Source organism: Amycolatopsis sp. NPDC005003, assembly GCF_053600695.1.
This window is the reverse complement of the sequence record NZ_JBSGAI010000005.1, coordinates 35,392-61,552: the sequence shown is the minus strand read 5'-3', so window position 1 is coordinate 61,552 and position 26,161 is coordinate 35,392. Positions and strand designations below refer to the sequence as shown.

Genomic DNA, 26,161 nt, shown 5'->3' with positions numbered 1-26,161 from the left:
GGTGCCGGTGGAGATCCACATCGACCTGACCGGGACGCGTGGCCACCGCGACGCGATCTACCGGCAGCTGCGCGCGGCGATCCTGGCCGGCCGGATCCGCCCCGGCGAGGCCCTGCCGCCGAGCCGCGAGCTCGCGCAGCGGCTGGCGGTCTCCCGGACGACGGTCAGCGCGGCCTACGACCGGCTCACCGCCGAGGGGTTCCTCGCCGGGCGCGTCGGCGCGGGCACGTTCGTCACGGCTTCGCCGGTCTCCGCCAAGCCGGTGCCGGACGGCTCCGGCGTGCGGCCGCTGCCGGAGTGGGACGCCGTCCCGCCGCCGCCCGCGCCCTTCGCCCCGGCACCGGAGTTCGACTTCCGGCCGGGCGTCCCCGACCTCACGCTGTTCCCGTTCGACACCTGGCGGCGGCTGATCACCCAGCGGCTGCGCGCCGGCCAGGCCGACCTGATGACCTACGGCGACCCGCAGGGGCACCCCGCGTTGCGCGCCGAAATCGCCCGCCACGTGGGCGTCTCGCGGGACGTCCGCGCGAGCGCGGCGCAGGTCGTCGTCACCGCCGGCGCCCAGCAGACGACCGACCTCCTCGCGCGGGTGCTGCTGCGGGCCGGTGACGTCGCCGCCGTCGAGGACCCCGGCTACCCGCCGCCGCGGCTGGTGCTCGGCGCGCGCGGGGTGCGGGTCGCGCCGGTGCCGGTGGACGCGTCCGGGATCGTCGTCGACGCCATCCCGGCGGGCACGCGGCTGGTGTACGTGACGCCGTCGCACCAGTACCCGCTCGGCCTGTCGATGTCGCTGGACCGGCGGCTGGAGCTGCTCGACTGGGCCGAGCGCAACGACGCCGTGCTCGTCGAGGACGACTACGACACCGAGTTCCGCTACACCGGGCGGCCCCTGGAACCGTTGCACAGCCTGGATTCCCGCGGCCGGGTCGGGTACGTCGGCTCGTTTTCGAAGGTGCTTTCGCCGGCGCTGCGGCTGGGGTACCTCATCGCGCCGCCGTCGTTGGTGCCCGCGTTGGTCAAGGCCCGCTACCTCACGGACTGGCACGCGCCGAACGTCGAGCAGGCGGCGCTGGCGGCGTTCATGGCCGAAGGCGGCTTCGCCCGGCACGTCCGGCGGATGCGGAAGATCTATCGCGCGCGGCACGAGCTCGTCTCCGCGGTGCTCGCCCGGGACTTCGCGGACTTCCTGACGCCGCTGCCGTCGACCGCGGGCCTGCACCTGAGCGCGGTCACGCCGGCGGACTGCGGCCCGCTGGTCCGCGCCGCCCGCCGCCGGGGCGTACGGCTGTACTCCTTGGGGGACTTCGGGGTGGGGGAGCGGCGGCACGGGCTCGTGTTCGGTTACGGTGCGGTCGCGGCCGGGCGGATCGAACCCGGACTGGCCCGGCTGCGGGCGCTGGCGGACGAAGGAGCGGCATGACCGACGACGTGATGGTGGCGATCGACGCCGGTCTGCGGCAGCACATCGGCGGCGACCGCGCCGGCGCGTACGCGACCTTCGCGCAGCTGTGGGCGTCGATCGGCGAAGACGGCGACCCGCTGCACCGCGTCGCGCTGGCCCACCACATGGCCGACGTCTGCGACGACCCGGCCGAGGAACTCGAGTGGGACCTGCGCGCGCTGGCCGCGGCGGATTCGCTGACCGACTCGCGGGCCCAGGAGTACCACTCGTCCCTGGCCGTCCGCGGCTTCTACCCGTCCCTGCACCTGAACCTGGGCGAGGACTACCGCAAGCTCGGCGACCTGCCCGCGGCGCGCGAGCAGCTGGCGCTGGCCCGCGCCCGCCTGGACGCCCTCGGCGACGACGACTACGCGGCCGGGATCCGGCTGGCCCTCGACGGCCTGGCCGAACGCCTCGGCTGAATCGGTACCAATACCACGAAGACGCCCCGTTTGCCGGACTTTCGCGGGGCGCCAAGGGGCCCTAACCTGTGGTGATCCAGCTCACCGACGGGAAGGATCGCCATGCGGATTGCGGATCTGCTGCGCACGAAGGGGTCGGCGGTCGCGACGGTCACCCCCGAGACCACGGTGACCACACTGCTGGCCGGACTGGCCGAACACAACGTCGGCGCGATGGTGGTCGTCGCCCCGGACGGGTCGATCGCGGGCATCGTCTCGGAACGCGACGTCGTGCGGCGCCTGAACGAACACGGCCCGGGCCTCCTGGACGGGCCGGTGTCGGAGATCATGACGAAACTGGTGGCGAGCTGCACCCCGGACGATTCGGTGGACCAGCTGTCGGTGCTGATGACCGAACGCCGCATCCGGCACGTCCCGGTGCTCGCGGACGGACGGCTGGCCGGGATCGTGTCCATCGGGGACGTCGTGAAGAACCGGATGGAACAGCTGGAGCAGAGCCAGGAACAGCTGCAGGCCTACATTTCCCAGGGTTAGCGCGCACACCGGCTCGCCTCCGGGCGAGCCGGTGCCACCGCGCTATTCCCGCCAGCCCGACAACTCCACACCCTTCGCGACATCGACCCGGTAGGACAGCGTCACGTCCCTGGTCTCCCCGGGAGCCAGCGTCAGCTTCCACGTGAACTCGCCCAGCGCCGACGTCTCCACCGGGTCCGGTGAGGTCTTCACGTCCTTCACCGTGATCGTGTCGTCCCGCGAAACCGGCGCCTGGTCCAGCACCGTCACCACGGCTTCCCGCGGCCCGTGGTTGCCGACCGAAATCCGGTACTCCGCCTCGCGCCGCTTCTGGCCGGACAGCGTCGCCTTCGAAGCCGTCCGCCGCACCAGTTCCCGCTCCACCCGGATGCGGTCGTCGACCCCCAGCGCCAGTTCCAGCTCTTCGCCGGGCGCCCACGGATCGAGCACCGTCGTCCCGACGAACTCCGCGTCGTGGAACACCGAAGCACGTCCCGGCCGCAGGGCCTGTTCCGACGCATTCACCACCGTGGCGCGCAAGTACGCCTCCTCCGCCAGTACCGGCGCGGTGACATAGCCGAGTGAAGCCGTCAGCGAAAGCTGCGCCAGCGTGGTCCGGTGGCCGGAAGCCCCCGAAGGCACCGCCACCGGTCGCGAAGGCCGGTAGGTGACCGCCGTCGCGCCCTGCTCGACCGAAGCCAGCTTCGGGGCCATTGCCGGAGCCGCCGGGGCGAACTGCCGTGCGCGTTCCGGCATTCCGCCACCCGCGCCGCCGTACGCCGCCGAGGCCATGTACGTGTCCTGCGCCGGGTGCACGCGGTCGAGGTACCACGGCTGCAGTTCCGGCACCACCACCGACACCGCCGGCCGGGCCGTCGACAGCGCCAGCTCGCACTCCGGCCAGTCCTCGCCCGTCTGCTGGCTGACCAGCCCGTACGACACCACGGTGACGTCGGTGCCGCGCACCCGGATGTCGTAGCCCGGTTCCCAGCTCGCGCCGGGGACCACATAGGACAGTTCCAGCTCGGCTTCCGCGGCGGGGTCGGAGATCTCCAGCTCGACGAGCACCGAGGTGCTGTCCCGGCCGGGCCGCGAGTTCTGCGCTTCGATCCGCCGGTCGAGCGCGGCGAGGTCCTCGCGCAGCCGGGCGATCCGCTCGCTCAGCACCCGGCGCGCCTTCAACGCCGACGCCAGCCGCGAACTCAGCGCGTCGGTGACTTCGGCGACGCGCGAAGGTTCGGCGGTGCCGGCCGCCAGGGCCTTCGCGAAGCTGCCGCCGCTGCGCTTCGCGAGCGAAGTCAGCAGATCCACCTTCATCGTTTCGGCCGCCTCGTCGTCCAGGACCCCGTCGAGCGTGGCCTGGTCGGCGCGCCGTTGCTCGACGAGGGCCTGCACCGCCGGGTCGGCCGGGTCGGCGTGCCACTCGGTGCGCACGTCGACGCCGGTGATCAGCGCGGGCCCGGTGCCGGTGACGCGCACCGAGCCCGGGTCGAGCGCCGGGGGCAGCCCGGCGAACGTCAGGCGCGGTCCGCCGTCGAGCGGAGCCTTGCCCCGGCGGGTGATCCGCGCCTGCTGCGGGTAGACGGTCACGGCGGCGATCGGCGCTTCCACGGTCGGCATGCCTCCGACGTTAGTCTCTTGACACCCCCGCGGGCGGACCGGAAGTGTCTTCAGTCGTCCGCTTCGCCCGGCTTGGGGGTTTGAGTGAAAGCCGCAGTCCTGCTCGCCGCTGTCCTCGCACTGCCGCTGACCGGGGGCCTCGCCGAAGCCGCGCCACCGGCCCCGGTGTTCACCGGCGGCCAGGCCCAGCCGGTGTTCGATCCCGCCGACGTCGTCCGCGAAGACGTCTGGGTCACCGCGCCCGTCGACAGCGACCACGACGGCCAGGACGACCTCGTGCACGCCCAGGTGGTGCGCCCCCGCGCGACCCAGCAGGGGCTGAAGGTGCCGGTGGTCTACCAGGCCAGCCCGTACTACGCCGGCGGCAACGACGTCGCGAACCACGACGTCGACGTCGAGCTGTCCGCGCCGGGGTACGCCCGCGGCCCGGAAGGCCCGCGCGTCGCCGCGCACGGCGTCGGCCCGGCCGCCCCGATCACCTGGCGCTACCAGGACTACTTCACCGCGCGCGGGTTCGCCGTGGTCTACGGCGAGTCGCTCGGCAGCGGGCTGTCGACCGGCTGCCCGACCACCGGCGACGTCAACGAGACGATCGGCGCCCGCTCGGTCGTCGACTGGCTCAACGGCCGGACGTCGGCGAAGGACGCGAACGGCGCCGCCGCGACGGCGGACTGGACGACCGGCAAGACCGGCATGATGGGCGTCTCCTACAACGGGACGCTGCCCAACGCCGTCGCGAGCACCGGCGTCGAAGGCCTCGAGACGATCGTGCCGATCGCGGCCATCTCCAGCTGGTACGAGTACTACCGCCACGACGGCGCGGTCGTCGCGGCCGGCGGGTTCCAGGGCGAGGACGCCGACGTGCTCGCCGAGTACGTCTACACCCGCGCCGACCGGCAGGTCTGCCGTCCGGTGATCGACGGCTTGACCCGGGACCAGGACCGGGTCACCGGCGACTACACGCCGTTCTGGGACGTCCGGAACTACCGCAACGACGTCGGCAAGGTGCGCGCGTCGGTGCTCGCGGTGCACGGCCTCAACGACTGGAACGTCAAGACCGAGCAGGTCGCCACCTGGTACGAGGCGCTGAAGGCCCGCGGCGTCGAGCACAAGATCTGGCTGCACCAGTCCGGGCACGCCGACCCGTACTCGCTGCGCCGCGACGTCTGGCTCGCGACGCTGAACAAGTGGATGTCGCACTACCTCTACGGCATCGACAACGGCATCCAGAACGAGCCGAAGGCGACGATCCAGCGCGAGGACAAGTCGTGGACCGACGAGGCCGACTGGCCGGCGCCGGGCACCGCCGACGTCCGCGTGTACCCGTGGCCGGGCGGCCGCTCGAAGGGCACGATCGATACCCGCAACCCGGTGCCGGGCACCGCGGCCGCCGAGACCCTCGCCGACGACTCGTCGAAGACGATCGAGCAGCTGGCCGGCCTCGCCTCCTCCGGCAACCGCCTGCTGTACGCGACTCCGGCGGCGAAGCAGGCCGTACGCCTTTCCGGCACGGCTCACGCCGACCTGGCGCTGGCGTTCGACCGGCCGGCCGCGAACGTCACGACGATCCTGCTCGACCGCGCGCCCGACGGCACGTCCCACGTCATCACCCGAGGCTGGACCGACCCGCAGAACCGCACGTCACCGGCCCGCACCGAGCCGATCACGCCGGGACAGACCTACCGGATCGGCGTCGACCTGATGCCGAAGGACTACGTCCTCGCGGCCGGGCACCGGCTGGAGGTCCTGGTCGCCTCCAGCGACCACGACTACACGCTGCGGCCGAAGCCGGGCGCGGGGCTCGCGCTCGACCTCACGAAGACGTCGGTCACGTTGCCGGTCACGGGCGGCAAGCCGGCGCTGCGGGCCGCGTTCGGCTGATGCTGCCGGAGCACCTCCGGGCCGACGTCCGCACGTTGTGGGACTACCACCACCTGCGGCACGAGCCCCGGCGCTCGGACGTCGGGATCGGGCTCGGCAGCCGCGATCCCGGCGTGGCCGCGCACGCGGCGGAGCTGTTCCACGCCGGGTGCTTCCCGCTGCTCGTCTTCACCGGGGCCAACGCCCCGACGACGGTGGACCGCTTCCCCCGCGGCGAAGCGGTCCACTACCGCGAGATCGCCCTGGACCTCGGCGTGCCGGACGAGGTGATCCTGGTCGAGCCGGCGGCCCGCAACACGGGGGAGAACATCGTGTTCACCCGGCGGCTGCTCGCCGGGCGGGGGATCGCGGTCCGGACCGTGACGCTCGTTTCGCGGCCCTACCAGCAGCGCCGGGCGTACGCGACAGCCAAGCGGCTGTGGCCCGAGGCCGACGTCGTCTGCGCGGCGAAGGGCGTCCCGCTGGAGGACTACGTCGACGGCTGCGAGGAGGCCGAGCGCGTGATCGGCATGCTCGTCGGCGAGACCCAGCGGATCACCGAGTACGCCGAGCGGGGCTTCGCCATCCCGCAGCGCGTCCCCGCCGAGGTCGAGCGGGCGTACGGACGGCTGGTCGCGGCCGGGTTCACGCAGCGGCTCGTCGCTTTCCGTGGCGAGGGTGACTGAATGTAACGATTTCCGCAGGTCAGGCGACTTACCGGCACCCACGAGAGGAGCCGCCATGACCTCGACCGCCCACCCTGCCGTGGAGAGCCTGCGCACCCGGCTGTCCGGAGCCGCACTGACCGACGGCGACCCCGGCTACGACGTCGCCCGGTCGGTCTGGAACGGCGAGATCGACCGCCGGCCCGCGGTGGTGGTGCGGCCCGCCGGGCCCGAGGATGTTGCGGCGGCGCTCGCGTACGCGCGTGAAGCCGGCCTCGACGTCTCGGTGCGCGGCGGCGGGCACAACTACGGCGGCGCCGCGGTCGTCGACGGCGGTCTCTGCCTCGACCTGAGCTCGCTCGACGCGATCAGCGTCGACCCGGACGCCCGGACCGCGCGCTGCGGCGGCGGAACGACGTGGGCCCAGCTCGACGCGGCCACCCAGGAGTACGCGCTCGCCGTGCCGGGCGGCACGATCAGCCACACCGGTGTCGGCGGGCTGACCCTCGGCGGCGGCTTCGGCTGGCTGACCGGCAAGCACGGCCTGTCCTGCGACAACCTGCTCTCCGCCGAGCTCGTCACCGCCGACGGCGAGATCCTGCGCGTCTCCGCGGAGGAGCACCCCGACCTGTTCTGGGCGCTGCGCGGGGGCGGCGGCAACTTCGGCGTCGTCACCGAGTTCGAGTTCCGGCTGCACCCGGTCGGCCCGATCGTCCACTTCGGCCTGTTCTTCCACGGTCTCGACGACGGCGCGGCCGTGCTGCGGCACGCCCGGGAGCTGCTCCGGACGTTGCCGGGCGAACTGGGCGTGCTCGTGGCCGGGCTCAACGCGCCACCCGCGCCGTTCGTCCCGGAGGCGTTCCACTTCCGGCCGGGTTACGCCGTGCTGATCGCCGGCTTCGACGGGGAGGAGCAGCACGCCGAGGCGGTCGAGGCGGCGCGATCCGGGCCGGCGCCGCTGTTCGAGTTCGTCTCGCCGATCCCGTACGTCGAGCTGCAGCGGATGATCGACGACGCCGCGCCGTGGGGCATCCTGGCCTACGAGAAGGCTGCCTACGCCGACGGCTTCACCGACGAGGTCATCGAGGTGATCGCGGACTTCCTGCCGCGCAAGACGTCGCCGTTGTCGATCATGCCGATCTTCGCGATGCGCGGCGCCTTCACGGAGGTTGCCGACGAGGCGACGGCGTTCGGCGGCCCGCGGCGCGAGAGCATCCTGATCAACATCGACTCGCTCGCGGCCGAACCGGAGCCGTACGCGGTGGACCGCGCGTGGGTGCGCGAGTTCTGGGAAGCGCTGGTGCCGGTCTCGTCCAACTCGGCGGGCTACGTCAACTTCATGGCCGAGTACGAAGCGGACCGCGTCCGGACGTCTTACGGCCCGGAGAAGTACGCGCGGCTGGCCCGGATCAAGGCGGCGTACGACCCGCGGAACGTGTTCCACCACAACGCGAACATCCCACCCGCGCCGTGACGGGTCAGCCGGCGATGCCCGCCCGGTAGGCGAAGGCGACGGCCTGCGCGCGGTCGCGCAGGCCGGCCTTGGCGAACAGGTGGTTCACGTGGGTCTTCACGGTCGCCTCGCTGACCACCAGGGTGCGGGCGATCTCGGTGTTCGACAGGCCCGCCGCGATCAGCCGCAGCACCTCGACCTCGCGGGCGGTCAGGCCGTCGACCGCCTTGCCGCGCGGCGGGGTGCTGCGGGCGGCGGCTTCGACGAGCCGCCGCTGCAGCTCGCCGTCCACTGTGGACTGCCCGGCGGCGGCCGAGCGCAGTGCCCGCGCGATGGACTCGGCGTCGGCGTCCTTGGTGAGGAACCCGCGGGCGCCGGCGCGCAGCGCGGCCAGCAGCGACTCGTCGTCGGCGTACGTGGTGAGCACGACGACCTCGGTGCCCGGGTGCTCGGCGCGGATGCGTTCGGTGGTCTCCACGCCGTCGCAGCGCGGCATCCGCAGGTCCACCAGCACGACGTCGGGGCGGTGCGCGGCAACGAGCTCGAGCGCGGTCAGGCCGTCGGCGGCGGCGCCGACCACCTCGACGCCGGGCAGCAGCCCGAGCAGGGTGACCAGGCCCTCCCGGACCACGGCCTGGTCGTCGGCCAGCACGACGCGCAACGTCACGCCGGCACCGTCAGGTGAATCCGCCATCCGTCCTCCCCCGGCCCGCTCTCCAGGCGCCCGTCGAGCAGCGCGACCCGTTCGCCCATCCCGCGCAAACCGTAGCCTGCCGCCGCCGCGTCGGGTGGGCGCCTGCCATGCAGGTCGGCCACGGTCAGTGCCACCGACCCGTCGCGGTAGTCCAGGGTGACGTCCACTTCGGCGTTCGGCGCGTGCTTGCGGGTGTTGGCCAGGGCCTCCTGCACCGCGCGGACCAGCGCGGTGCCGACCGCCGGGTCGAGCTCACGCGGTTCGCCGCCGACCTCGAGGTCCGCGCGGGCGCCGCTGTCGAGCCGGTACGCGGCGAGCAGGTCCGCGATCGCGCGTTCGACGCCGACGGCGTCTTCGCGCAGCGCGGCCACGGCCTTCCGGGCCTCGGCGAGGCCGTCCGCCGCCAGCGTCTGCGCCCGTTCGATCTGGGCGACGGCGTCCGGGCTCGCCCCGTCGCGCACCAGCATCAGCCGGGCCCCCTGCAGGTTCAGCGCCAGCCCGGCCAGGGAATGCGCGAGGACGTCGTGCAGCTCGCGGGCGATGCGCGCGCGTTCGGCGAGGGCGGCCGCGCGGGCGTGTTCTTCGTTGGCGGTCTGCGCGCGGGCCAGCGCCAGTTCGGTCTGCTCGATGCGGGCGAGGCGGGCCCGCCGGTTCAGGCCCATCAGCACGACCACGGCGAGCACCGCGTACGTCGACAGCGCGCCTTCCCACACGTGGTAGCGGGTCGCCCCGGCCGTGATCGCCGCGACGTCGAGCCCGACGGCCAGCACGATCGGCACCGTGGATTGCCGCAGCACCACGAAGAACGTGGTGCTGAACATCGCGACCGACAGCCAGCTGCTCGGCAGGAGCACCCAGAGCGCGCCGGTGGTCGCGAGCACGGTGAGGGGCACGGCCGTCGTCAGCGGGCGGACGCGTGCCTCGTGGATCCACAGCAACGGGACCGACAGCACGAGGGTGAACCCGATCAGGAACGAGGCTCGCAGGTCCGCGCGGGGCATGGCGGCGGCCATCGGCACGGCGACGAGCGCCCAGCGCAACCAGCCCTGAGCCCGGGGGAACCTGGCTGGTCGGGTCGTCATCCGGCAGTCCTCCGCGGGTGCTTGTACGGAAAATGTACCGGCGGGGACTTCCCTTCGTGGGGTCAACTTGTCCCGTTTGTACAGGAGGTTCCCCCATGTCCCGGTTGCGACGGCTCGCCCTCATCGCCGCCGCCGCGGCGCTGCCCGCGCTCGGCCTTTCCCTCGCCGGCCAGACGACGGCGTCGGCCGCGCCCAACTTCCAGGTGCCGTTCAAGTGCGGCGTCACCGTGACCGCCGCGACGTTCAGCGGACACAGCCCCGAGAACTCGGTGGACTTCCAGAAGGACGGCATCACCGGCATGCCGGTGCTCGCCGCGGCGTCCGGCACCGTCACCCGGGTGGAGGACAAGGGTGCCACCAGCTACGGCAAGTGGATCGAGGTCGACCACGGTGGCGGCTGGAAGACCCGGTACGCGCACCTGTCGGCCCAGGAAGTGTCCGTCGGCGCGTCCGTGACCGGTGGCAAGGAGATCGGCAAGGCCGGGGCGACCGGCGGCGTCACCGGTCCGCACCTGCACTTCGAGGAGATCCTCAACGGCGCGGTGCAGAAGGCGAAGCTGAACGGTGTCGCGGTGCCGTACTACGCCAAGACGAACTTCACGAGCAAGAACGGCTGCGGCGGCAACCCGTACTCGGCCGACGAGGTGTGCGGCGACGGCTTCGACGTCGTGGACCAGCAGGCGCTGGCCAACTCCTCGGGCACGGCCTACCTGCTGTACAACGCTTCCACCAAGGCGAACTGCGTGACCACGCTGAAGGCCACCTCGCTCGGCACGGCCAGCGACGTCTCGGCGTTCCTGGAGGTCCAGGGTTCGGCGCGGGTGACCGATTCCGGCAGCTTCACCTACTACGCCGGGCCGGTCAAGAAGACCGCCGACTCGACCTGCGTGAAGTGGGGCGGCTCGGTGGGCGCCAACAGCTACGAGAGCGGGTTCGAGCACTGCGACTGACCCTGTGACATCCGCGGAGATCTCCTCAAGGTGATCAGCGTTCGGCCGGTGGGGCCGGGCAGCATAGCCCGCCCCACCGACAGGAACGCCCCGCCCGGCCACCGCCGGGCGGATTCCGTCCACATCGGCCCCCGCCATCCACAGATTTCGGCCCGGCGCCCCATCCGGCCCCGTCCTGCCCCACTGTGGAGGCATGACCACAACCACCACGCCCGACCTCCGCGACCCGGCGCAGCTGCTGGCCGCGCTCCCGTACCTGATCGGCTTCCGGCCCGCGAAGTCCGTGGTCCTGCTCGGCCACCGGTACCCGGGCGACTGCCCAGGCCTGGTACTGCGCGGCGACCTCCCGCGCCGCGAACACCGCACCCGCCAAGCGCGGGCGATGTCCCACCGGTTCGCCGCGAGCGGCCACGTCGGCGTCACCCTGGTGATCGTCGGCGGGCGGCGAAGACCGGAAAAGCCGCCGCCCCACGCGGGTTTCGTCGCCGACCTGGCGCGGGAGCTGGAGGAGTGCGGCCTCCCGGTGCTGCACGCCCTGTGGACGCCCACGATCGAGGCGGGTGCCCCCTGGGCGTGCTACCGGATGGAAGACTGCGCAGGCACCTTGCCGGACCCCCGTGCCACGGTCGCGGCGGCGGCCGCGACGGAGATCGGAACGGTGGCGTTCGACAGCCGCGAAGAGCTGGAAGCACTGCTGGCCCCGAGATCCCCGGAAGCCCTCGCCCGCCGCGCGGACCACTTGTCCGGCTTGACATCGTCGCTGTGGCCGGAGGCAACCCGCATCAACGACGCGGCCTCGGTGGTCCGCGCGGCGTTCGAGCGCCACCGCCGAGGCGAGGGGCCACCGACGGACGAGGAAGCGGTCCTGCTGGCAAGCGCGTTGAAGCTGCCGGAAATCCGCGACCTGTGCCTGGCCATGGCGGTCCCACCGGCGACGGCGCAGGCCCGCGAAGCCGAGCACCTCTGGCTGGCGCTGGTCCGGGAGATCCCACCCCCGCACCGAGCGGAACCGGCGGCCCTCCTGGGCTTCACGGCCTACCTCCGCGGCGACGGAGCCTTCGCGGGAATGGCACTGGACAACGCCCTGGAGGCCGCACCGGGCCACGTGCTGGCGTCACTGCTGAGGAAGGTCCTGGACACCGGAACACCCCCGGAGGTGATCCGCGGCCTGGCAACAGCGGCAGCAGGCCCCCTCGTCGGCTTCGGCTTGGAGCCGGCGGATTTCGCCGCAGACGAGGCGGCCTGAGAAATTGCGGCTTCGTGTGCCCGACGTCCACTATGGACACCGGCGGTCGCCCCTGTGAGCGCCGGGGCGAGGAAACCCGTGCCGGCGGCGGCCCGCCAGGGTCGCAGCACGCGAGCCGGGGACGTCGAGGCATCAGCTCTTCACGCGCCCGATTGCCGGCGACCACGAGCACTGAAGGGGTCCGCCCGCTCACCCGCGGCCACGAGTAGCGAAGGGAGTGGCCCGCTGGCGGCCCCGAGTACCGAAGCGGGTCCGCCCGCTTACCCGCGGCCAGGAGTAGCGAAGAGAGCAGCCCGCTGGCGGCCACGAGTACCAAAGCGAGCCCGGCCGCCTAACCGCGGCTACGAGTCGCGAAGGGGGTCGCCCACCCGCGGTCACGAGTACCGAAGCGGGTCCGCCCGCCTAACCGCGGCCAGGAGTAGCGAAGGGAGCAGCCCGCCGGCGACCACGAGTACTGAAGGGTGCCCGCCCGTCGCGGAGCCACCGCCGCCCACCAGGTACCGGCCGCGGCTTTCGGCTGGGCGGTGGCCCGGGCGGGCCGAGGTGCGGAGCGCCAACCCGCGGTCGGCGGCCGCCCTCCATCCGCTGACCAGCGGGCCGGGCGTAGCGCCCGAGCCCGCCGTCAGCGAGCACAGCGGCGGTCAGCCCCGCCGCGACTGGGTGAATTCCCAGGCGTCCCGGACGATCCCGGCGAGCTCGGTCCGCTCCGGCTTCCACCCCAGCTCCTCGCGCGCCCGGTCACTCGCCGCCACGAGGACCGAAGGGTCGCCCGCCCGGCGCGGAGCCACCGCGGCCGGCACCGGGTGGCCGGTCACCTCACGACAGGCCTCGATCACCTCGAGAACGGAGAATCCCGTGCCATTGCCCAGGTTGTAGATCCGGTGCTCGCCCGCAGTGGCGTGCTGCAGCGCCAGCAGGTGCGCGTCCGCGAGGTCCACGACGTGGATGTAGTCGCGCACCGCCGTGTGGTCCGGCGTCGGGTAGTCGTCGCCGTAGATCTGGATGCGCTCGCGGTCGCCCGTGGCGACCTGCAGAACGAGAGGGATGAGATGGGTTTCCGTGGTGTGGCGCTCACCGAAGGCGCCGTACGCACCCGCGACGTTGAAGTAGCGCAGGCTCACCGCCGCCAGGCCGTGCGCGCCGGCGAAGCTGGTGATCGCGGCGTCGATGGCGAGCTTCGTGGCGCCGTAGGTGTTGGTCGGGCGCGTCGGCGCCGTCTCCGGGATCGGCGACTGCTCCGGCTCGCCGTAGGTCGCCGCCGTCGAAGAGAACACCAGCCGGGGCGTGCCGTGCTCCTGCATGGCCTCGAGCAGCCGCAGGGAGGTGACGACGTTGCCTTCCCAGTACTTCGCCGGCTCCGTCATCGACTCGCCGACCAGCGACTTGGCCGCGAAGTGCAGCACGCCGTCGAAGCCCTCGCGCAGCAGGCTGCCCGCCACTTCGGCGGCGTCGCCTTCGATGAACCGCGCGTCCGGGTGCACGGCGTCGGCGTGCCCGGTGGACAGGTCGTCGACGACGGTGACCTGATGCCCGGCTTCGACCAGCCGCGCGGCGCACACACTTCCGACGTACCCGGCTCCGCCCGTCACGACCAGCTTCAGGGCGTTGCTCTGCTCCGACACATCCAGGCCTTCCTGCCGAGGGTGACTGTGCTGCACAGTCTTCCCCCTAGGCGACGCGCGGGTCCGCGCGGGGGTTGCCCCGGGCGGACCCGCGCGGCGTCAGAGCTCGTCGCGGCCGGCGCCGCGGGAGGGCACCGCGGTGAACATCCGCGGCCGCCGGTAGCCGGCCTTCTCGTACGCCGCCTCGACGGCGTCCTTGACCCGCTCCAGGTCGGCGTCGCGGACCAGCGCGATCGCCGAGCCGCCGAAGCCGCCGCCGGTCATCCGCGAGCCGAGCGCGCCGGCCGCCCGCGCCGAGTCGACCGCGAGGTCCAGCTCGGCCGTGGAGATCCGGTAGTCGTCGCGCATGCTGACGTGCGAGGCGTCCAGGTACGGCCCGATCTCGGCCAGCCGCCCGGCCCGCAGCAGCTCGACCGTCTCGAGCACCCGCTGGTTCTCGGTGACGACGTGCCGCACCAGCGGCACGAGGTCCGCCGGCAGCCGGTCGAGGGCGTCGGCGAGACCTTCGGGGGTGATGTCGCGCAGCGCCTTCACCCCGAGCAGTTCCGCGGCGCGTTCGGTGCCGCGGCGGCGCTCGCCGTAGCCGCCTTCGGCGTGCGAGTGCTTCGTGCGGGTGTCCATGATCAGCACCTGCAGCCCGGCTTCGGCGAGGCCGAACGGCACCTGCTCCTGCTCGCCCGACCGCACGTCGAGGAACAGCACGTGGGACTCGGTGCAGCAGAGGGACGCCGTCTGGTCGAGCAGGCCGGTGGGGGCGCCGACGAAGTCGTTCTCCGACCGCTGCACCCACCGCGCGACCTGGGGCCGCGTCGGGACGTCGGTACGGCTGCCGTCCAGCTCCAGGCCGGCCAGCCCGAGCAGCGCCAGCGACACCGCGCACTCGAGCGCGTGGGAGGAGGAGAGGCCCGCCCCGGACGGCACGTCCCCGGCGATCACCAGGTCGGCCCCGTTCGCGAAGCCCTGGTCGCGCAGCACCCAGGCGACTCCGGCCGGGTACGCGGCCCACCCGTCGACACTGCCCGGCGCCAGCTCGGCGATCTTGAGCTCGCCGGAGCGCTGGAGCTGGCCGTCGTCACCCAGGGTGGCCACGGACAGCACGCCGTCCTCGCGGGGTGAAGCGGCCGCGGCCAGCCGGTGGGGCAGGGCGAACGGCAGCACGAAGCCGTCGTTGTAGTCGGTGTGCTCGCCGATCAGGTTGACGCGGCCGGGCGCCGACCAGACGCCGGCCGGCGTCGTGCCGTGGACCGTGCGGAACGCCGCCACGGCGTCCGAAGCGGGGCTCATCGAGCCTGCGCCAGGACGGCGTGCAGCGCGGAGCTGGCGACCTGGGCGGTGGTGTCCCCGCCGGTGACCTCGATGGTGCCGCCGTTGGCCTTGCCGACGGTGACGGTGCCGCCGGGCACGATGCCGACGGACTTGAGCTCGGTCATCAGCGACTCGTCCAGCTGGACGTGCTCGGCGATGCGCCGGATCTCGACGCGGCCGCCGCCGGTGCGGGCGAACTCGTCGAGCCGGACCAGGTCGGCCTCCGCGGGCGGCGCGGGGTCGCCGTCGCCCAGCTTGTCCAGGCCGGGGATCGGGTTGCCGTACGGGGAGGTGGTCGGGTGGTCGAGCAGCTTGACCAGCTTGCGCTCGACGGCCTCGCTCATCACGTGCTCCCACCGGCACGCCTCGTTGTGCACGTGCTCCCACTCGAGCCCGATCACGTCGACGAGGAGGCGTTCGGCGAGGCGGTGCTTGCGCATCACCGCGATGGCCAGCTCCCGGCCGTGGTCGGTCAGCTGGAGGTGCCGGTCGTCGGCGACCACGACCAGCCCGTCACGCTCCATCCGGGCGACGGTCTGGCTCACGGTCGGGCCGCTCTGCTGCAGGCGCTCGGCGATGCGGGCGCGCAGCGGAACGACACCTTCTTCTTCGAGCTCGTAAATCGTACGCAAGTACATCTCGGTGGTGTCGATGAGATCGTTCACGCTGTCCCCTTCGTCCGCGTTGCTCATCGTAGTCGTTGACCCGGGCAGCGGCGGCGGGCCTCGGGGGTAACAACTCGCCGGTGGGGGGATATGTCCGCACCCCGGCGCGGCCGGGTGGCCGGCCGCTGGAAGATGGGAGGCATGCGCCCGCTGATCAGCACCACCGACCTCGCCGCCGCACTGGCCGGCCCGGCCGGGGACCGTCCCGTGGTCCTCGACGTCCGCTGGCGGCTCGCCGGCCCGCCCGGCGCCGAGTCCTACCGCGAGGGGCACCTGCCCGGCGCGGTGTTCACCGACCTCGACAGCGTGTTCGCCGGCGAGCCGGGCGAGGGCGGCCGGCACCCCCTGCCCGACCCGGCCGACCTGCAGCGCGACCTGCGCGCGGCGGGGGTGCGGGCGGGCGTCCCGGTGGTGGCCTACGACGACGCGGACGGCTCGGTGGCGGCCCGGGCGTGGTGGCTCCTGCGCTGGGCGGGCCACGACGAGGTGGCGGTCCTCGACGGCGGTTACGCGGCGTGGACGGCCGAGGGGCGCCCGGTGAGCACGGACGAGGTGCGGCCGGAGCCGGGCGACATCACGGTCCACCCGGGAGGCATGCCGGTCCTGGACGCGGACGAAGCGGCGGCCCTGGCCCGCGACGGCTTGCTCCTCGACGCCCGCGCAACCCCGCGCTACGCGGGCGAGACGGAACCGGTGGACCCCCGGGCAGGCCACATCCCGGGAGCGGTGAACGCCCCGTTCGCGGCCCACATCGGAGAGGACGGCCGCTGGCGGCCTCCGGCCGAGCTGGCGGAGCGGTTCGCGGACCTGGGCCTGCGCCCGGGCGAGCCGGTGGCCGCGTACTGCGGCTCGGGGGTGACGGCCAGCTCGGTGGTCCTGGCCCTGGAGCTGGCGGGCCACCCGGGCGCGGGCCTGTACGCGGGCTCGTGGTCGCACTGGTCCCGAGACCCCCAACGCCCGGCAGCGACGGGCAACCACCCCGGCTGACCCCAGCCGCGCCCGGCCGGAGGGGCGCCCGGCTTGGAGGGGCGGCGGGCCGAGCCGCGCCGACCCGACCGGAGCCGCGCCGACCCGACCGGAGCCGCGCCGACCCGAGCCGAGCCGAGCCGCGCCGACCGAGCCGACCCGACCCGAGCCGACCTGGGCCGGGCCGCGCCAAGTCGGGTCGAAGCGAGCCGGGCCGCACCGACCCGCGCCATGCCGGGCCGCACCGGGCCGACCGACCCGAGCCGGGCCGACCCAGCCGAGCCCAGCCAGCCTGCGCCGGCCGCGCCGTGCCCGGCCACACCGACCCCGCACCCACCCCGGCCCGCTCAAGCCGTGCCGGATCGTTCCACTCCACGTATCTCCGCGATCGGCACTAGAGTCGACCGCATGTCGCCGGCCGTTGTTTGGGATCGTGCCCTTCTCGGTTATGACCTGGGCGGGGATCATCCCTTCAATCCCGTCCGCCTGGAGCTCACCGTTCGGCTGGCCACCGAGCTCGGCGTCCTGCAGGACGTCCCCCTGCTCGTCCCCACCGGGGCCGGGGACGAAGAACTCCTCCGGATCCACGCCCCCGAATACCTCGCCGCCGTGCGGGAGGCGCCGCTGGTCGGGTGGGATGTCGGGCATGGGCTCGGGACCTCCGACAACCCCGTCTTCTCCGACATGCACGATGCCTCCGCGCTCGTCGTCGGGTCCACGCTGCTCGCCGCCCGGCAGGTCGCCGAGGGCGCGGCGAACCGGGCCGTCAACATCGCCGGCGGCCTGCACCACGCCATGCGCGACCAGGCTGCCGGCTTCTGCGTCTACAACGACTGCGCCGTCGCCATCTCCTGGCTGCTCGACCACGGCTTCGAGCGCATCGCCTACATCGACACCGACGTCCACCACGGCGACGGCGTCCAGGCCGCCTTCTACGACGACCCCCGCGTCCTCACCATCTCGATGCACCAGCACCCCTTCACGCTCTGGCCCGGCACCGGCTACTCCGCCGAGACCGGCCGCGGGAAGGCCGACGGCACCTCCGTCAACGTCCCGCTGCCGCCGCGGACCAAAGACCCCGGGTGGCTGCGCGCGTTCCACGCCGTCGTCCCCTCCCTGCTCGCCGACTTCGAACCGCAGCTGCTGTTCACCCAGTGCGGGGTCGATTCCCACGAAGAAGACCCGCTGGCCGATCTCTCCCTCTCCGTCGACGGCCACCGCACCATCTACGCCACCCTCCGGGACCTTGCCGAGACCTACGCCGGCGGCAAGTGGATCGCCGTCGGCGGCGGGGGCTACCAGCTGATCCGGGTCGTCCCGCGATCGTGGACGCACCTGATGGCCACCGTCCTCGACCGGGACGTCGACCCCGCGACGCCGCTGCCGCCCGGCTGGGTCGAAACCGTCACCAAGGCCGCGCCGCACGCCGAGCTCCCGCGCACCATGTCCGACGACCGCGAAACCGGGTTCAAGCCGTGGGGCGACGGCGAGGACGATCCGGTCGACATCGCCGTCCGGGACACCCGCCGCGCCGTCTTCCCGCTGCACGGCCTCGACCCGGACGACCCCAGGGACTGACCATGGCCGGCCGGGATCCCTTCGACTACCCCCGCGACTGGGAGGCCGACGTCGTGCTGTCCGACGGCGGCACCGTCCACCTGCGCCCGATCGTGCCCACCGACGCCGACGGCCTCGTCGCCTTCCACGCGAAGCTCTCCGAGCGCACCCGCTACTTCCGCTACTTCGGCGCCTACCCCCGCATCCCCGAGAAGGACCTGAAGCGCTTCTCCACGGTCGACCACCACGACCGGGTCGCGTTCGCCGCGTTCCTGGGCGACGACATCGTGGCCGTCGGCCGGTACGAACGGCTCGACCACGGGCCGTCGGCGGAGGTCGCCTTCGTGGTCAGCGACGCCCACCAGGGCCGCGGGCTCGGCTCGATCCTCCTCGAACACCTCGCCGCGGCCGCGTCCGAATGCGGGCTGCGCCGGTTCGTCGCCGAGGTGCTCGCCGAGAACTCGGCCATGGTGCGGGTCTTCCGCGACGCCGGCTACCAGGTCAGCCGCGAATTCGAGGAAGGCGTGCTGCACCTGGAGTTCGACATCGACGCGACCGAGGAGTCCCTCGCCGTCGCGCGCTCCCGCGAGCAGGCCGCCGAGGCCCGCAGCGTGCACAACCTGCTGCACCCGGCCTCGGTCGCGGTGATCGGCGCGTCCACCGAGCCGGGCAAGGTCGGCCACGTCGCTTTCGCGAACCTCCTGGTCGCCGCGTTCACCGGCACCGTCTACCCGGTCAACGCGGAGCACCGCTCGGTGCGCGGCGTCCGCGCGTACCCGTCGGTGCTGGACATCCCGGACCCGGTCGACCTGGCCGTCGTCGCGGTGCCCGCCGAGTCCGTCGAGTCCGTTTTGGACGCTTGCCTGGCCAAGGGCGTCAAGACGCTGCTGATCCTGTCCAGCGGGTTCGCCGAGGCCGGACCGCACGGCCTGCACGCCGAACTGCGGCTGGTCGGCGAGGCGCGGGCGCACGGCATGCGCGTGGTCGGCCCGAACGCGCTCGGCGTCCTCAACACCGCGCCCGGGATCCGGCTGAACGCCACCCTCGCCCCGCGGCTGCCCGGCCGCGGGCGCACCGGCTTCTTCTGCCAGTCCGGTGCGCTGGGCACCGCGATCCTGGCCGACGCCGAAGCGCGCGGCCTCGGCCTGTCGACGTTCGTCTCGGCGGGCAACCGCGCCGACGTCTCCGGCAACGACCTGCTCCAGTACTGGGAAACCGACCCGGACACCGATCTGGTGCTGCTGTACCTCGAGTCCTTCGGCAACCCGCGCAAGTTCGCGCGGCTGGCGCGGCGGCTCGCGCGGACGAAACCGATCGTCGCGGTGAAGTCCGGGCGGCACGCGGTCCGGCCGCAGCTGGCGGCGACGTCGACGGAGATCGACGAGGCCAGCGTCCAGACGCTGTTCGAGCAGGCCGGCGTCGTGCGCGTGGAGTCGCTGGCGCAGCTGTTCGACACCGCGCTCGTGTTCGCCCACCAGCCGCTGCCCGCCGGGCCGCGGGTCGGCATCGTCGGCAACTCCAGCGCGATCGGGCTGCTGGCCGCGGACACCGCACGGATGCAGGGCCTGCGGCTGGCGTCGGACCCGGTGGACGTCGGCCCGCAGGCCGGGCCGGAGGAGTTCGCCAAGGCCGTCCGCGAGGCGCTCACCTCGCCGGAGACCGACGCGCTCGTCGTCGTGTTCGCCCCGCCGATCGCCATCCCCGGCACCGCGTACGCGCGCGCCCTGCGGGAGACCGTCGTCGAACTGGGGCTGCGGAAGCCGATCGTCTCGACGTTCCTCGCCGCCGAAGGTGTCCCGGACGAACTCGCGGTCCTGACAAAAGACGGCGTGCCGACGCGGGGCTCGATCCCGTCGTACCCGAGCCCCGAACGCGCGGTGAACTCCCTCGCCCGGGTCGTGCGGTACGCCGCGTGGCGGCAACGCCCCCAGGGCACGCTGATCCGGCCGTCGGGGATCCACACCGAACAGGCGCAGGGCATCGTGCGCGAGCTCCTCGAAGCCGGCAGCGGCAAGACGACGTTGCTCTCCGACGCCGAAGTCGTGCGGCTGCTGGACTGCTACGGCATCGACGTCGTGCCGTTCCGCATCGTGTCCACTGTGGACGAAGCGGTGGCGGCGGCGGGGGAGCTGGGCTACCCGGTGACGCTCAAGGCGGTCGACGAGCGGCTGCGCGGCCGCCCCGACCTGGCCGGCGTCCGGCTCGACCTGGCCTCGGAAGACTCGGTGCGAAACGCGTACGAGACGTTGCGCGAGGTCTCCGGCGACGACGAGGTGTACGTCCAGCGGATGGCGCCCAAGGGCCTTTCGTGCGTGATCGGGCTGCAGGACGACCCCTCGTTCGGCACGCTCGTGTCGTTCGGGCTCTCGGGGCTGGTCAGCACCCTGCTCGGCGACCGCGCCTACCGGGCCGTCCCGCTCACCGACGTCGACGCCGCGACCTTGCTGCGCGAGCCCCGGACGGCGCCGCTGCTCACCGGCTACCGCGGCGACGAGCCGGCCGACCTCGCCGCGCTGCAGGACATGGTGCTGCGCGTGGCCGCGCTGGCCGAGGACAACCCGGAGGTGCGGTCGCTGGTGCTGGACCCGATCCTGGCCTCGCCGGACGGCGCTTTCGTCGCCAACGCCCGCTTGGTGCTCGGGGCACCGCCGTCCCGGCCCGACACCGGCCCGCGCCGGCTGCGCGCGATCAACCCCCAGGACTGAACGTGGCCGTGCTGACCGAACTGCTCACCAAGCACGCCGCGGACCTGCCCGGCGCGGTGGCCCTGGTCGCCCGCGGCGAGCAGGTCGAAGCCGCCGCCGTCGGTTCGGCCGACGCCGAGGGCAGGGTGCCGATGGCGCGGGATTCCCTGTTCCGCATCGCGTCGCTCTCCAAGCCGATCACCGCCGCGGCGGTCCTCCTGCTCGTCGACGACGGCCAGCTGGCCCTCGACGACCCGATCGCGCGGTGGCTGCCGGAGCTGGCCACGCCGATGGTCGTCCGGACGCCGGACGGCCCGGTCGACGACGTCGTGCCGGCCGTCCGGCCGGTCACGGTGGCCGATCTGCTCACCTTCCGCTGCGGGTACGGCCTCACCGAGGGCGTGACCCCGCCCGCGGTCGACCTGCTGCTGCAGGTGCTGGGCCACCCGGCGGCGTCGCCGCGGGCGCTGTCGCCGGACGAGTGGCTGGCGGCACTGGCGCAGGTGTCGCTGCTGCACCAGCCCGGGGCGGGGTGGCTCTACGACACGGGTTCGGACCTCCAGGGCGTGCTGATCGCGCGGGTCTCCGGCCGCCCGCTGCCGGAGTTCCTCGCGGAGCGGCTGTTCGAGCCGCTCGGCATGGCCGACACCGGGTTCACCGTGCCGACCGCGGCGCTCGGCCGGTTCACCAGCGCCTACCGCCGCGGCGAGGACGGGCTGCGGCTGGTCGACTCGCCCGAGGGCCGGTGGAGTGCGCCGCCGCCGTTCCCGTCCGGAGCCGGTGGGCTGGTCTCGACGGCCGGCGACCTCCTGGCGTTCGCGAGGTTCCTGCGCGACGAGGGCACGGCGGGCGGCCACCGCCTGCTGACGCCGGAGTCGGTCCACCGGATGACGACCGACCACCTGACACGTGCCCAGCGGGAAGCGGCCCGGCCGTTCCTGCACGGCCAGGGCTGGGGCTTCGGCGGGTCGGTGGACGTCGACGCGAAGGAACCCTGGGAGGTCCCCGGCCGCTACGGCTGGATCGGCGGCGCGGGCACGTCCCTGCACCTGGTCCCGGCGACGGGCACGGTCTCGGTGCTGCTCACCCAGGTCGAGCTGACCAGCCCCGAGCCGACGCCGCTGATGAAGGAGTTCTGGACCTACGCGGCGAGCTAGCGGGGGCCCGCGAGGAGGTCGCCCAGGGCCAGCAGCTGGTGGGTGGCCGCGCCGAGCTGGAACTCCAGGCGTTTCGCCGCCGCGAAGTAGCGGTGCACCACGTGGTCGACGTCGATGCCGACGCCGCCGTGGACGTGCACCGCCGTGTGGGCCACCCGGTGGCCCGCCTCCGCCGCCCAGAACTTCGCCGTCGCCACCGCTTCCGCGGCCGGGACGGCCGAGGTCAGCTGCCACGCCGCCTGCAGCGTCGTCAGGCGGACCGCTTCGACGTCCAGGTACGCGTCCGCGAGGCGCTGACGAACCGCCTGGAACCCGCCGATCACGTGGTCGAACTGCTTGCGCTCGGCCGCGTACGCCGCGGTCAGCTCCAGCGCCCGCTCGACCACGCCGAGCTGTTGCGCGCACACCCCGACCGTCCCGCGCAGGCGCAGCCACTCGCCGATGTCGCCCAGCGACACTCCCGGCACGTCGGACAGTTCCAGAAGACAGGCGTCGGCGTGGTCGGTCGTCCGCTGCGGCTGCACCGTCACGCCCGGCGCGGCCGCGTCGACCAGGAAGACCTCGTCCGATGCGGCAACCAGGAATCCGTGCGCGAAGGCCCCGAAGGGCACGGCGGTCTGCGCGCCCGACACCCGGCCGTCCGAGGCCGTGAAGCCGGACAGTGCCACGGCCAGGACGCGCTCGCCGCGCAGCACGGGCAGCACCCAGCGGTCCACCAGTTCGGGCGTGCCGAACTCCGCCAGCGCCGAAGCCGCCATCGTGATCGACGGCAGGTAGGGGACCGCCGCCACCGCGCGGCCGATCTCGGTCAGCACCGCGCACTGCTCCGGCAGCCCGAACCCGCCGCCGCCGAGCGACGACGGCAGCGCCGCGTCCAGCACGCCGGCCTGGCCGAGCGCCGTCCACGCCACCGCGTCGAAGCCGCCGGTGCCGTGCGGCTCGTGGCTGGCCTTGTCGGCCAGCAGCCGCCGGGTCAGCGCGGCGAGGTCGGCCGACGCTTCGGAAAGGGTGAAGTCCATGGTCGCTCCTAGCGCGTGACGGGCAGGCCGAGGGCGGTGGCGGCGATCATGTCCCGCTGGATCTCGTTGGTGCCGCCGCCGAAGGTGAGGATCAGCGCCGACCGGTGCAGCCGCTCGATCCGCCCGGCCAGCAGCGCCCCCGGCGAGCCTTCGCGGACGACGGCGCCCGCGCCGAGCACCTCCATCAGCAGCCGGTAGGCCTCGATCGCGAACTCCGTGCCGAACACCTTCGTCGCCGACGCCTCCGCCGGGCCGAGTTCGCTGTTCGCGGCCGCCCAGGCGATCCGCCAGTTCCGCAGCTTCAGGTACTCCGCGCCCGCGTGCACCCGCGCCAGGTGCAGCCGCACCCATTCGTGGTCGATGGCGCCGGTCTCCTTCGCCCATGCCAGGACGTCGGCCAGCGCCTTGCGGATCGGTGCCGACGACGTCAGCGCGACGCGCTCGTGGTTGAGCTGGTTGGTGATCAGCGGCCAGCCCGCGTTTTCTTCGGCGACCCGCGCCGACACCGGCACGCGCACGCCGTCGTAGTAGGTCGCGCTGGTCCCGGCGCCCGCGACCGTGTGCACCTTGGTCCACGAGAAGCCCTCGGCGGACGTCGGCACGATGAGGATCGACAGCCCGCGGTGCTTCTTCGCGTCCGGGTCGGTCCGGACCGCGAGCCAGACGTAGTCGGCGTACTCGATCAGGCTCGTCCACATCTTCTGGCCGGTGACGACGTACTCGTCGCCGTCGCGCTCGGCGCGCGTCCGCAGCGACGCCAGGTCGGTGCCGGCCTCCGGCTCGGAGTAGCCGATCGAGAAGTGCAGCTCGCCGGCGGCGATCTTCGGCAGGTAGAACGCCTTCTGTTCTTCGGTGCCGTAGCGCATGATCGTCGGGCCCACGGTGTTCACCGTCAGGAACGGGACCGGCACCCCGGCGACGGCCGCTTCGTCGGTGAAGACGAGCTGGTCGAGCATCGACCGGCCCTGCCCGCCGTACTCGGGCGGCCAGCCCAGCGCGAGCCAGCCGTCCTTGCCCAGCTGCCGCACGATCTCCTTGTACGCCACGCCATCGCCGTACTCGCCGCCGCCGGAGCGGAGGCCCGCCCGCCGTTCGGGCGTCATCAGCTCGGCGAAGTACTCCCGAAGCTCGGCGGCCAGCGCCTGCTGCTGGAGCGTGTAGTCGATCCGCACCCGTCACCTCCACCCGGTCCGGCTCGTTGTGGTGCCGTACCGGCTCCCGGCATTACAGTAGAACCTGTTCTAGTTGTACCAGGGCTCGAGCGGCGGAGGAAGCATGGAGATCGGTGTCGACCGGCTGCTGTGCGAGGCGAACGCGGTGTGCGTGGGGCTCGCCCCGGACGTCTTCGACCTCGACGAGGAGGAAGAACTGGTGATCCAGCCCGGCCCGGTGCCGGAAGACCAGGTAGAACGCGTTATCAGTGCGATCAAGGGCTGCCCGAAGAACGCGCTGTTCATCGCCGGTTAGCGCTGTTCACTCAGGGGTTGCTCAGAACAAGAACAGATTCTACTGTAGGCGCGAGATCCAGGACTCGGCGAGGAGGTCCCGCGGTGAGCTTGACCGGCAGGACGGCGATCGTCACGGGTGCCGCCGCGGGATTGGGCCGGGCCGAAGCGCTCGCGCTCGCCGCCGGCGGCGCCACGGTCGTCGTCAACGACATCAGCGAGCCGAAGGACGTCGTCGCCGAGATCGAAGCGGCCGGCGGCCGGGCCGTCGCGGTCGCGGGCGACGTCGGTGACCGCGCCACGGCCGACGCGCTCACCGAAGCCGCGCTCGACCTCGGCGGGCTCGACATCGTGGTGAACAACGCGGGCGTGCTGCGCGACAAGATGCTGTTCTCGATGGCCGACGACGACTGGGACACCGTGCTGCGGGTCCACCTGCGCGGCCACTTCCTGTTGTCCCGCAACGCCGCGAAGCACTGGCGCGACAAGTCCAAAGCGGACGGCGAGCCGGTGTACGGGCGGCTGGTCAACACGGCGTCCGAAGCGTTCCTCATCGGCTCGCCGGGTCAGCCCAACTACGCCGCCGCGAAGGCGGGCATCACCGCGCTCACCATGTCGGCCGCCCGGAGCCTGGCCAAGTACGGCGTCCGCGCCAACGCGATCTGCCCGCGCGCACGGACGGCGATGACCGAGGGCGTGTTCGGCGCCGCCCCTGCCGAAGGCGCCGATCCGCTCTCGGTCGAGCACGTCGCGCCCTTCGTCGCCTACCTCGCCTCCCCGGCGGCCGAGCACGTCAACGGCCAGGTGTTCGTGGTCCACGGCGGCACGGTCGCGCTGGTCGAAGCCCCGAGGATCGAGCGGCGCTGGAGCCTCGGCGAGCTCGAGACGTCCATGAGCGCGTTCTTCGCCGAGCGGGACCCCGCCCGGATGTTCGCCGCCACCGAGATCCTGGGAGAGTCATGAGGCTGGACGGGAAGATCGCCCTGATCACCGGCGCCGCGCGCGGGCAGGGCGAGGCCGCCGCCCGCGCGTTCGTCGCCGAGGGCGCCAAGGTGGTGATCGCCGACATCCTCGACGAGGAGGGCAAGCAGCTGGCCGCCGACCTCGGCGAGCAGGCCGTCTACCAGCACCTCGACGTCGGCGACGAGGACGGCTGGGCCGCCGCGGTCGAGCGCGCGACCACGGAGTTCGGCAAGCCGAACGTGCTGGTCAACAACGCGGGCATCCTGCACTTCTCGGAACTCGGCAAGACGACGCTGGCCGACTACGAACGCGTGATCCGGGTGAACCAGATCGGGGCGTTTCTCGGCATGCGCTCGGTCGTTGAACCGATGACCGCCGCCGGCGGTGGCTCCATCGTCAACGTGTCCTCTGTGGAGGGTCTGGCCGGGATGCCCTACCTCGTCGCATACACCGCGAGCAAGTTCGCGATCCGCGGGATGACCAAGGTCGCGGCGATGGAACTCGGCAAGAAGCACATCCGCGTCAACTCGGTGCACCCCGGCGCGATCGACACGAAGATGGTCGAGACCGCGGCGGGCGGCCAGAAAGTCGACATGTCGTACGTCGGGAAGAAGGTCGCGCTGAAGCGGGTCGGGCAGCCGGAGGACGTCGCCAAGCTGGTGCTGTTCCTGGCCAGCGACGAGAGCGCGTACTGCACGGGTGCGGAGTTCGTCGCGGACGGCGGGGCGACGGCCACCCACGCCCTCAACTTCTGAAGGAGAACTGCCGAAGGGGAGAGTGAACACCGCTAACGAAATGCGGTGAGCGGGTGTGGAGAAGACTCGGAGGTCAA

At 73.0% G+C, this 26,161-nt stretch carries 23 protein-coding genes; 15 read left to right on the top strand and 8 right to left on the bottom strand.

Annotated features, from left to right (window positions below; all coding sequences use genetic code 11):
- Window positions 1-7 precede the first annotated feature (7 nt).
- The 3 genes from pdxR (at window position 8) to ACWED2_RS07665 (ending at window position 2,397) form a co-directional block, all read left to right on the top strand.
- Entirely contained in the window at window positions 8-1,420 is a 1,413-nt protein-coding gene (gene pdxR, locus ACWED2_RS07675; protein ID WP_449689643.1) for a MocR-like pyridoxine biosynthesis transcription factor PdxR, read from the top strand.
- Window positions 1,417-1,863, top strand: a complete 447-nt coding sequence (locus ACWED2_RS07670; RefSeq protein ID WP_449689642.1) for a hypothetical protein — start codon at window positions 1,417-1,419, stop codon at window positions 1,861-1,863. Before pdxR ends, ACWED2_RS07670 begins: the two co-directional genes overlap by 4 nt.
- A 102-nt stretch (window positions 1,864-1,965) precedes the next feature.
- Window positions 1,966-2,397 carry a CBS domain-containing protein gene (locus ACWED2_RS07665; RefSeq protein ID WP_449689641.1) on the top strand — a complete coding sequence of 144 codons (432 nt, stop codon included), beginning with the start codon at window positions 1,966-1,968 and terminating at the stop codon, window positions 2,395-2,397.
- A 42-nt stretch (window positions 2,398-2,439) separates the two neighbouring features.
- Here the strand turns inward: ACWED2_RS07665 and ACWED2_RS07660 are convergent, their stop codons facing one another.
- Window positions 2,440-3,996, bottom strand: a complete 1,557-nt coding sequence (locus ACWED2_RS07660) for a DUF4139 domain-containing protein (protein WP_449689640.1) — start codon at window positions 3,994-3,996, stop codon at window positions 2,440-2,442.
- Between the two features lie 84 nt (window positions 3,997-4,080).
- Between ACWED2_RS07660 and ACWED2_RS07655 the strand changes: the two genes are divergently transcribed.
- Genes ACWED2_RS07655 through ACWED2_RS07645 form a run of 3 tightly spaced genes read left to right on the top strand, consistent with a single transcriptional unit; the run spans window position 4,081 to window position 7,995 of the window.
- A complete protein-coding gene (locus tag ACWED2_RS07655) occupies window positions 4,081-5,877 on the top strand; it encodes a Xaa-Pro dipeptidyl-peptidase (protein ID WP_449689639.1) in 1,797 nt (598 codons plus the stop codon).
- Complete coding sequence (locus ACWED2_RS07650; RefSeq protein ID WP_449689638.1) at window positions 5,877-6,542, top strand: YdcF family protein; 666 nt, start codon at window positions 5,877-5,879, stop codon at window positions 6,540-6,542. The genes ACWED2_RS07655 and ACWED2_RS07650 overlap by 1 nt, the downstream gene beginning before the upstream one ends.
- Window positions 6,543-6,597: 55 nt before the next feature.
- Window positions 6,598-7,995 (top strand): FAD-binding oxidoreductase, encoded by a 1,398-nt coding sequence (locus ACWED2_RS07645; RefSeq protein ID WP_449689637.1) that lies wholly within the window; start codon window positions 6,598-6,600, stop codon window positions 7,993-7,995.
- 4 nt (window positions 7,996-7,999) lie between these two features.
- Here the strand turns inward: ACWED2_RS07645 and ACWED2_RS07640 are convergent, their stop codons facing one another.
- Both ACWED2_RS07640 and ACWED2_RS07635 read right to left on the bottom strand, forming a co-directional pair.
- Window positions 8,000-8,641 (bottom strand): response regulator, encoded by a 642-nt coding sequence (locus tag ACWED2_RS07640; protein ID WP_449689862.1) that lies wholly within the window; start codon window positions 8,639-8,641, stop codon window positions 8,000-8,002.
- Window positions 8,638-9,750, bottom strand: a complete 1,113-nt coding sequence (locus ACWED2_RS07635; RefSeq protein ID WP_449689636.1) for a sensor histidine kinase — start codon at window positions 9,748-9,750, stop codon at window positions 8,638-8,640. Before ACWED2_RS07635 ends, ACWED2_RS07640 begins: the two co-directional genes overlap by 4 nt.
- Before the next feature lie 95 nt (window positions 9,751-9,845).
- On the opposite strand from ACWED2_RS07635, the gene ACWED2_RS07630 reads away from it, so the two are divergent.
- Window positions 9,846-10,700: a M23 family metallopeptidase gene (locus tag ACWED2_RS07630; RefSeq protein WP_449689635.1), complete on the top strand. Its 855-nt coding sequence runs from the start codon at window positions 9,846-9,848 to the stop codon at window positions 10,698-10,700.
- Window positions 10,701-10,893: 193 nt separating this feature from the next.
- The gene (locus ACWED2_RS07625) at window positions 10,894-11,946 is read left to right on the top strand and encodes a DUF4192 domain-containing protein (protein WP_449689634.1); all 1,053 of its coding nucleotides are present in this window, start codon (window positions 10,894-10,896) and stop codon (window positions 11,944-11,946) included.
- Window positions 11,947-12,587: 641 nt separating this feature from the next.
- Here the strand turns inward: ACWED2_RS07625 and galE are convergent.
- From galE to ACWED2_RS07610, 3 genes are all read right to left on the bottom strand, one after another.
- Complete coding sequence (gene galE, locus ACWED2_RS07620) at window positions 12,588-13,568, bottom strand: UDP-glucose 4-epimerase GalE (protein WP_449689633.1); 981 nt, start codon at window positions 13,566-13,568, stop codon at window positions 12,588-12,590.
- A 99-nt stretch (window positions 13,569-13,667) separates the two neighbouring features.
- Window positions 13,668-14,852: a galactokinase gene (gene galK / locus ACWED2_RS07615; protein ID WP_449689632.1), complete on the bottom strand. Its 1,185-nt coding sequence runs from the start codon at window positions 14,850-14,852 to the stop codon at window positions 13,668-13,670.
- Window positions 14,849-15,565 carry a metal-dependent transcriptional regulator gene (locus ACWED2_RS07610; RefSeq protein WP_020644897.1) on the bottom strand — a complete coding sequence of 239 codons (717 nt, stop codon included), beginning with the start codon at window positions 15,563-15,565 and terminating at the stop codon, window positions 14,849-14,851. Before ACWED2_RS07610 ends, galK begins: the two co-directional genes overlap by 4 nt.
- Window positions 15,566-15,679: 114 nt before the next feature.
- Between ACWED2_RS07610 and ACWED2_RS07605 the strand changes: the two genes are divergently transcribed.
- The 4 genes from ACWED2_RS07605 (at window position 15,680) to ACWED2_RS07590 (ending at window position 21,902) form a co-directional block, all read left to right on the top strand.
- The gene (locus ACWED2_RS07605; protein WP_449689631.1) at window positions 15,680-16,525 is read left to right on the top strand and encodes a sulfurtransferase; all 846 of its coding nucleotides are present in this window, start codon (window positions 15,680-15,682) and stop codon (window positions 16,523-16,525) included.
- 387 nt (window positions 16,526-16,912) lie between these two features.
- A complete protein-coding gene (locus ACWED2_RS07600) occupies window positions 16,913-18,082 on the top strand; it encodes an acetoin utilization protein AcuC (protein ID WP_449689630.1) in 1,170 nt (389 codons plus the stop codon).
- A gap of 2 nt (window positions 18,083-18,084) precedes the next feature.
- Window positions 18,085-20,766: a bifunctional acetate--CoA ligase family protein/GNAT family N-acetyltransferase gene (locus ACWED2_RS07595; RefSeq protein WP_449689629.1), complete on the top strand. Its 2,682-nt coding sequence runs from the start codon at window positions 18,085-18,087 to the stop codon at window positions 20,764-20,766.
- Window positions 20,767-20,768: 2 nt separating this feature from the next.
- Window positions 20,769-21,902, top strand: coding sequence for a serine hydrolase domain-containing protein (locus ACWED2_RS07590; protein WP_449689628.1), 1,134 nt, complete (start codon window positions 20,769-20,771; stop codon window positions 21,900-21,902).
- On the opposite strand, the gene ACWED2_RS07585 is transcribed toward ACWED2_RS07590, so the two are convergent.
- Together ACWED2_RS07585 and ACWED2_RS07580 are read right to left on the bottom strand one after the other, a co-directional pair.
- Window positions 21,899-22,921, bottom strand: coding sequence for an acyl-CoA dehydrogenase family protein (locus ACWED2_RS07585; protein ID WP_449689627.1), 1,023 nt, complete (start codon window positions 22,919-22,921; stop codon window positions 21,899-21,901). The two genes, ACWED2_RS07590 and ACWED2_RS07585, sit on opposite strands and share 4 nt — an antisense overlap.
- Window positions 22,922-22,929: 8 nt before the next feature.
- Window positions 22,930-24,093, bottom strand: a complete 1,164-nt coding sequence (locus tag ACWED2_RS07580; RefSeq protein ID WP_449689626.1) for an acyl-CoA dehydrogenase family protein — start codon at window positions 24,091-24,093, stop codon at window positions 22,930-22,932.
- A gap of 103 nt (window positions 24,094-24,196) precedes the next feature.
- Here ACWED2_RS07580 and ACWED2_RS07575 point away from each other — a divergent pair, with 103 nt between their 5' ends.
- From ACWED2_RS07575 to ACWED2_RS07565, 3 genes are all read left to right on the top strand, one after another.
- A complete protein-coding gene (locus ACWED2_RS07575) occupies window positions 24,197-24,388 on the top strand; it encodes a ferredoxin (protein WP_449689625.1) in 192 nt (63 codons plus the stop codon).
- Between the two features lie 83 nt (window positions 24,389-24,471).
- Window positions 24,472-25,329 carry a 3-oxoacyl-ACP reductase gene (locus ACWED2_RS07570; RefSeq protein ID WP_449689624.1) on the top strand — a complete coding sequence of 286 codons (858 nt, stop codon included), beginning with the start codon at window positions 24,472-24,474 and terminating at the stop codon, window positions 25,327-25,329.
- Window positions 25,326-26,084: a glucose 1-dehydrogenase gene (locus tag ACWED2_RS07565; RefSeq protein WP_449689623.1), complete on the top strand. Its 759-nt coding sequence runs from the start codon at window positions 25,326-25,328 to the stop codon at window positions 26,082-26,084. The genes ACWED2_RS07570 and ACWED2_RS07565 overlap by 4 nt, the downstream gene beginning before the upstream one ends.
- The last annotated feature ends 77 nt before the right edge of the window (window positions 26,085-26,161 follow it).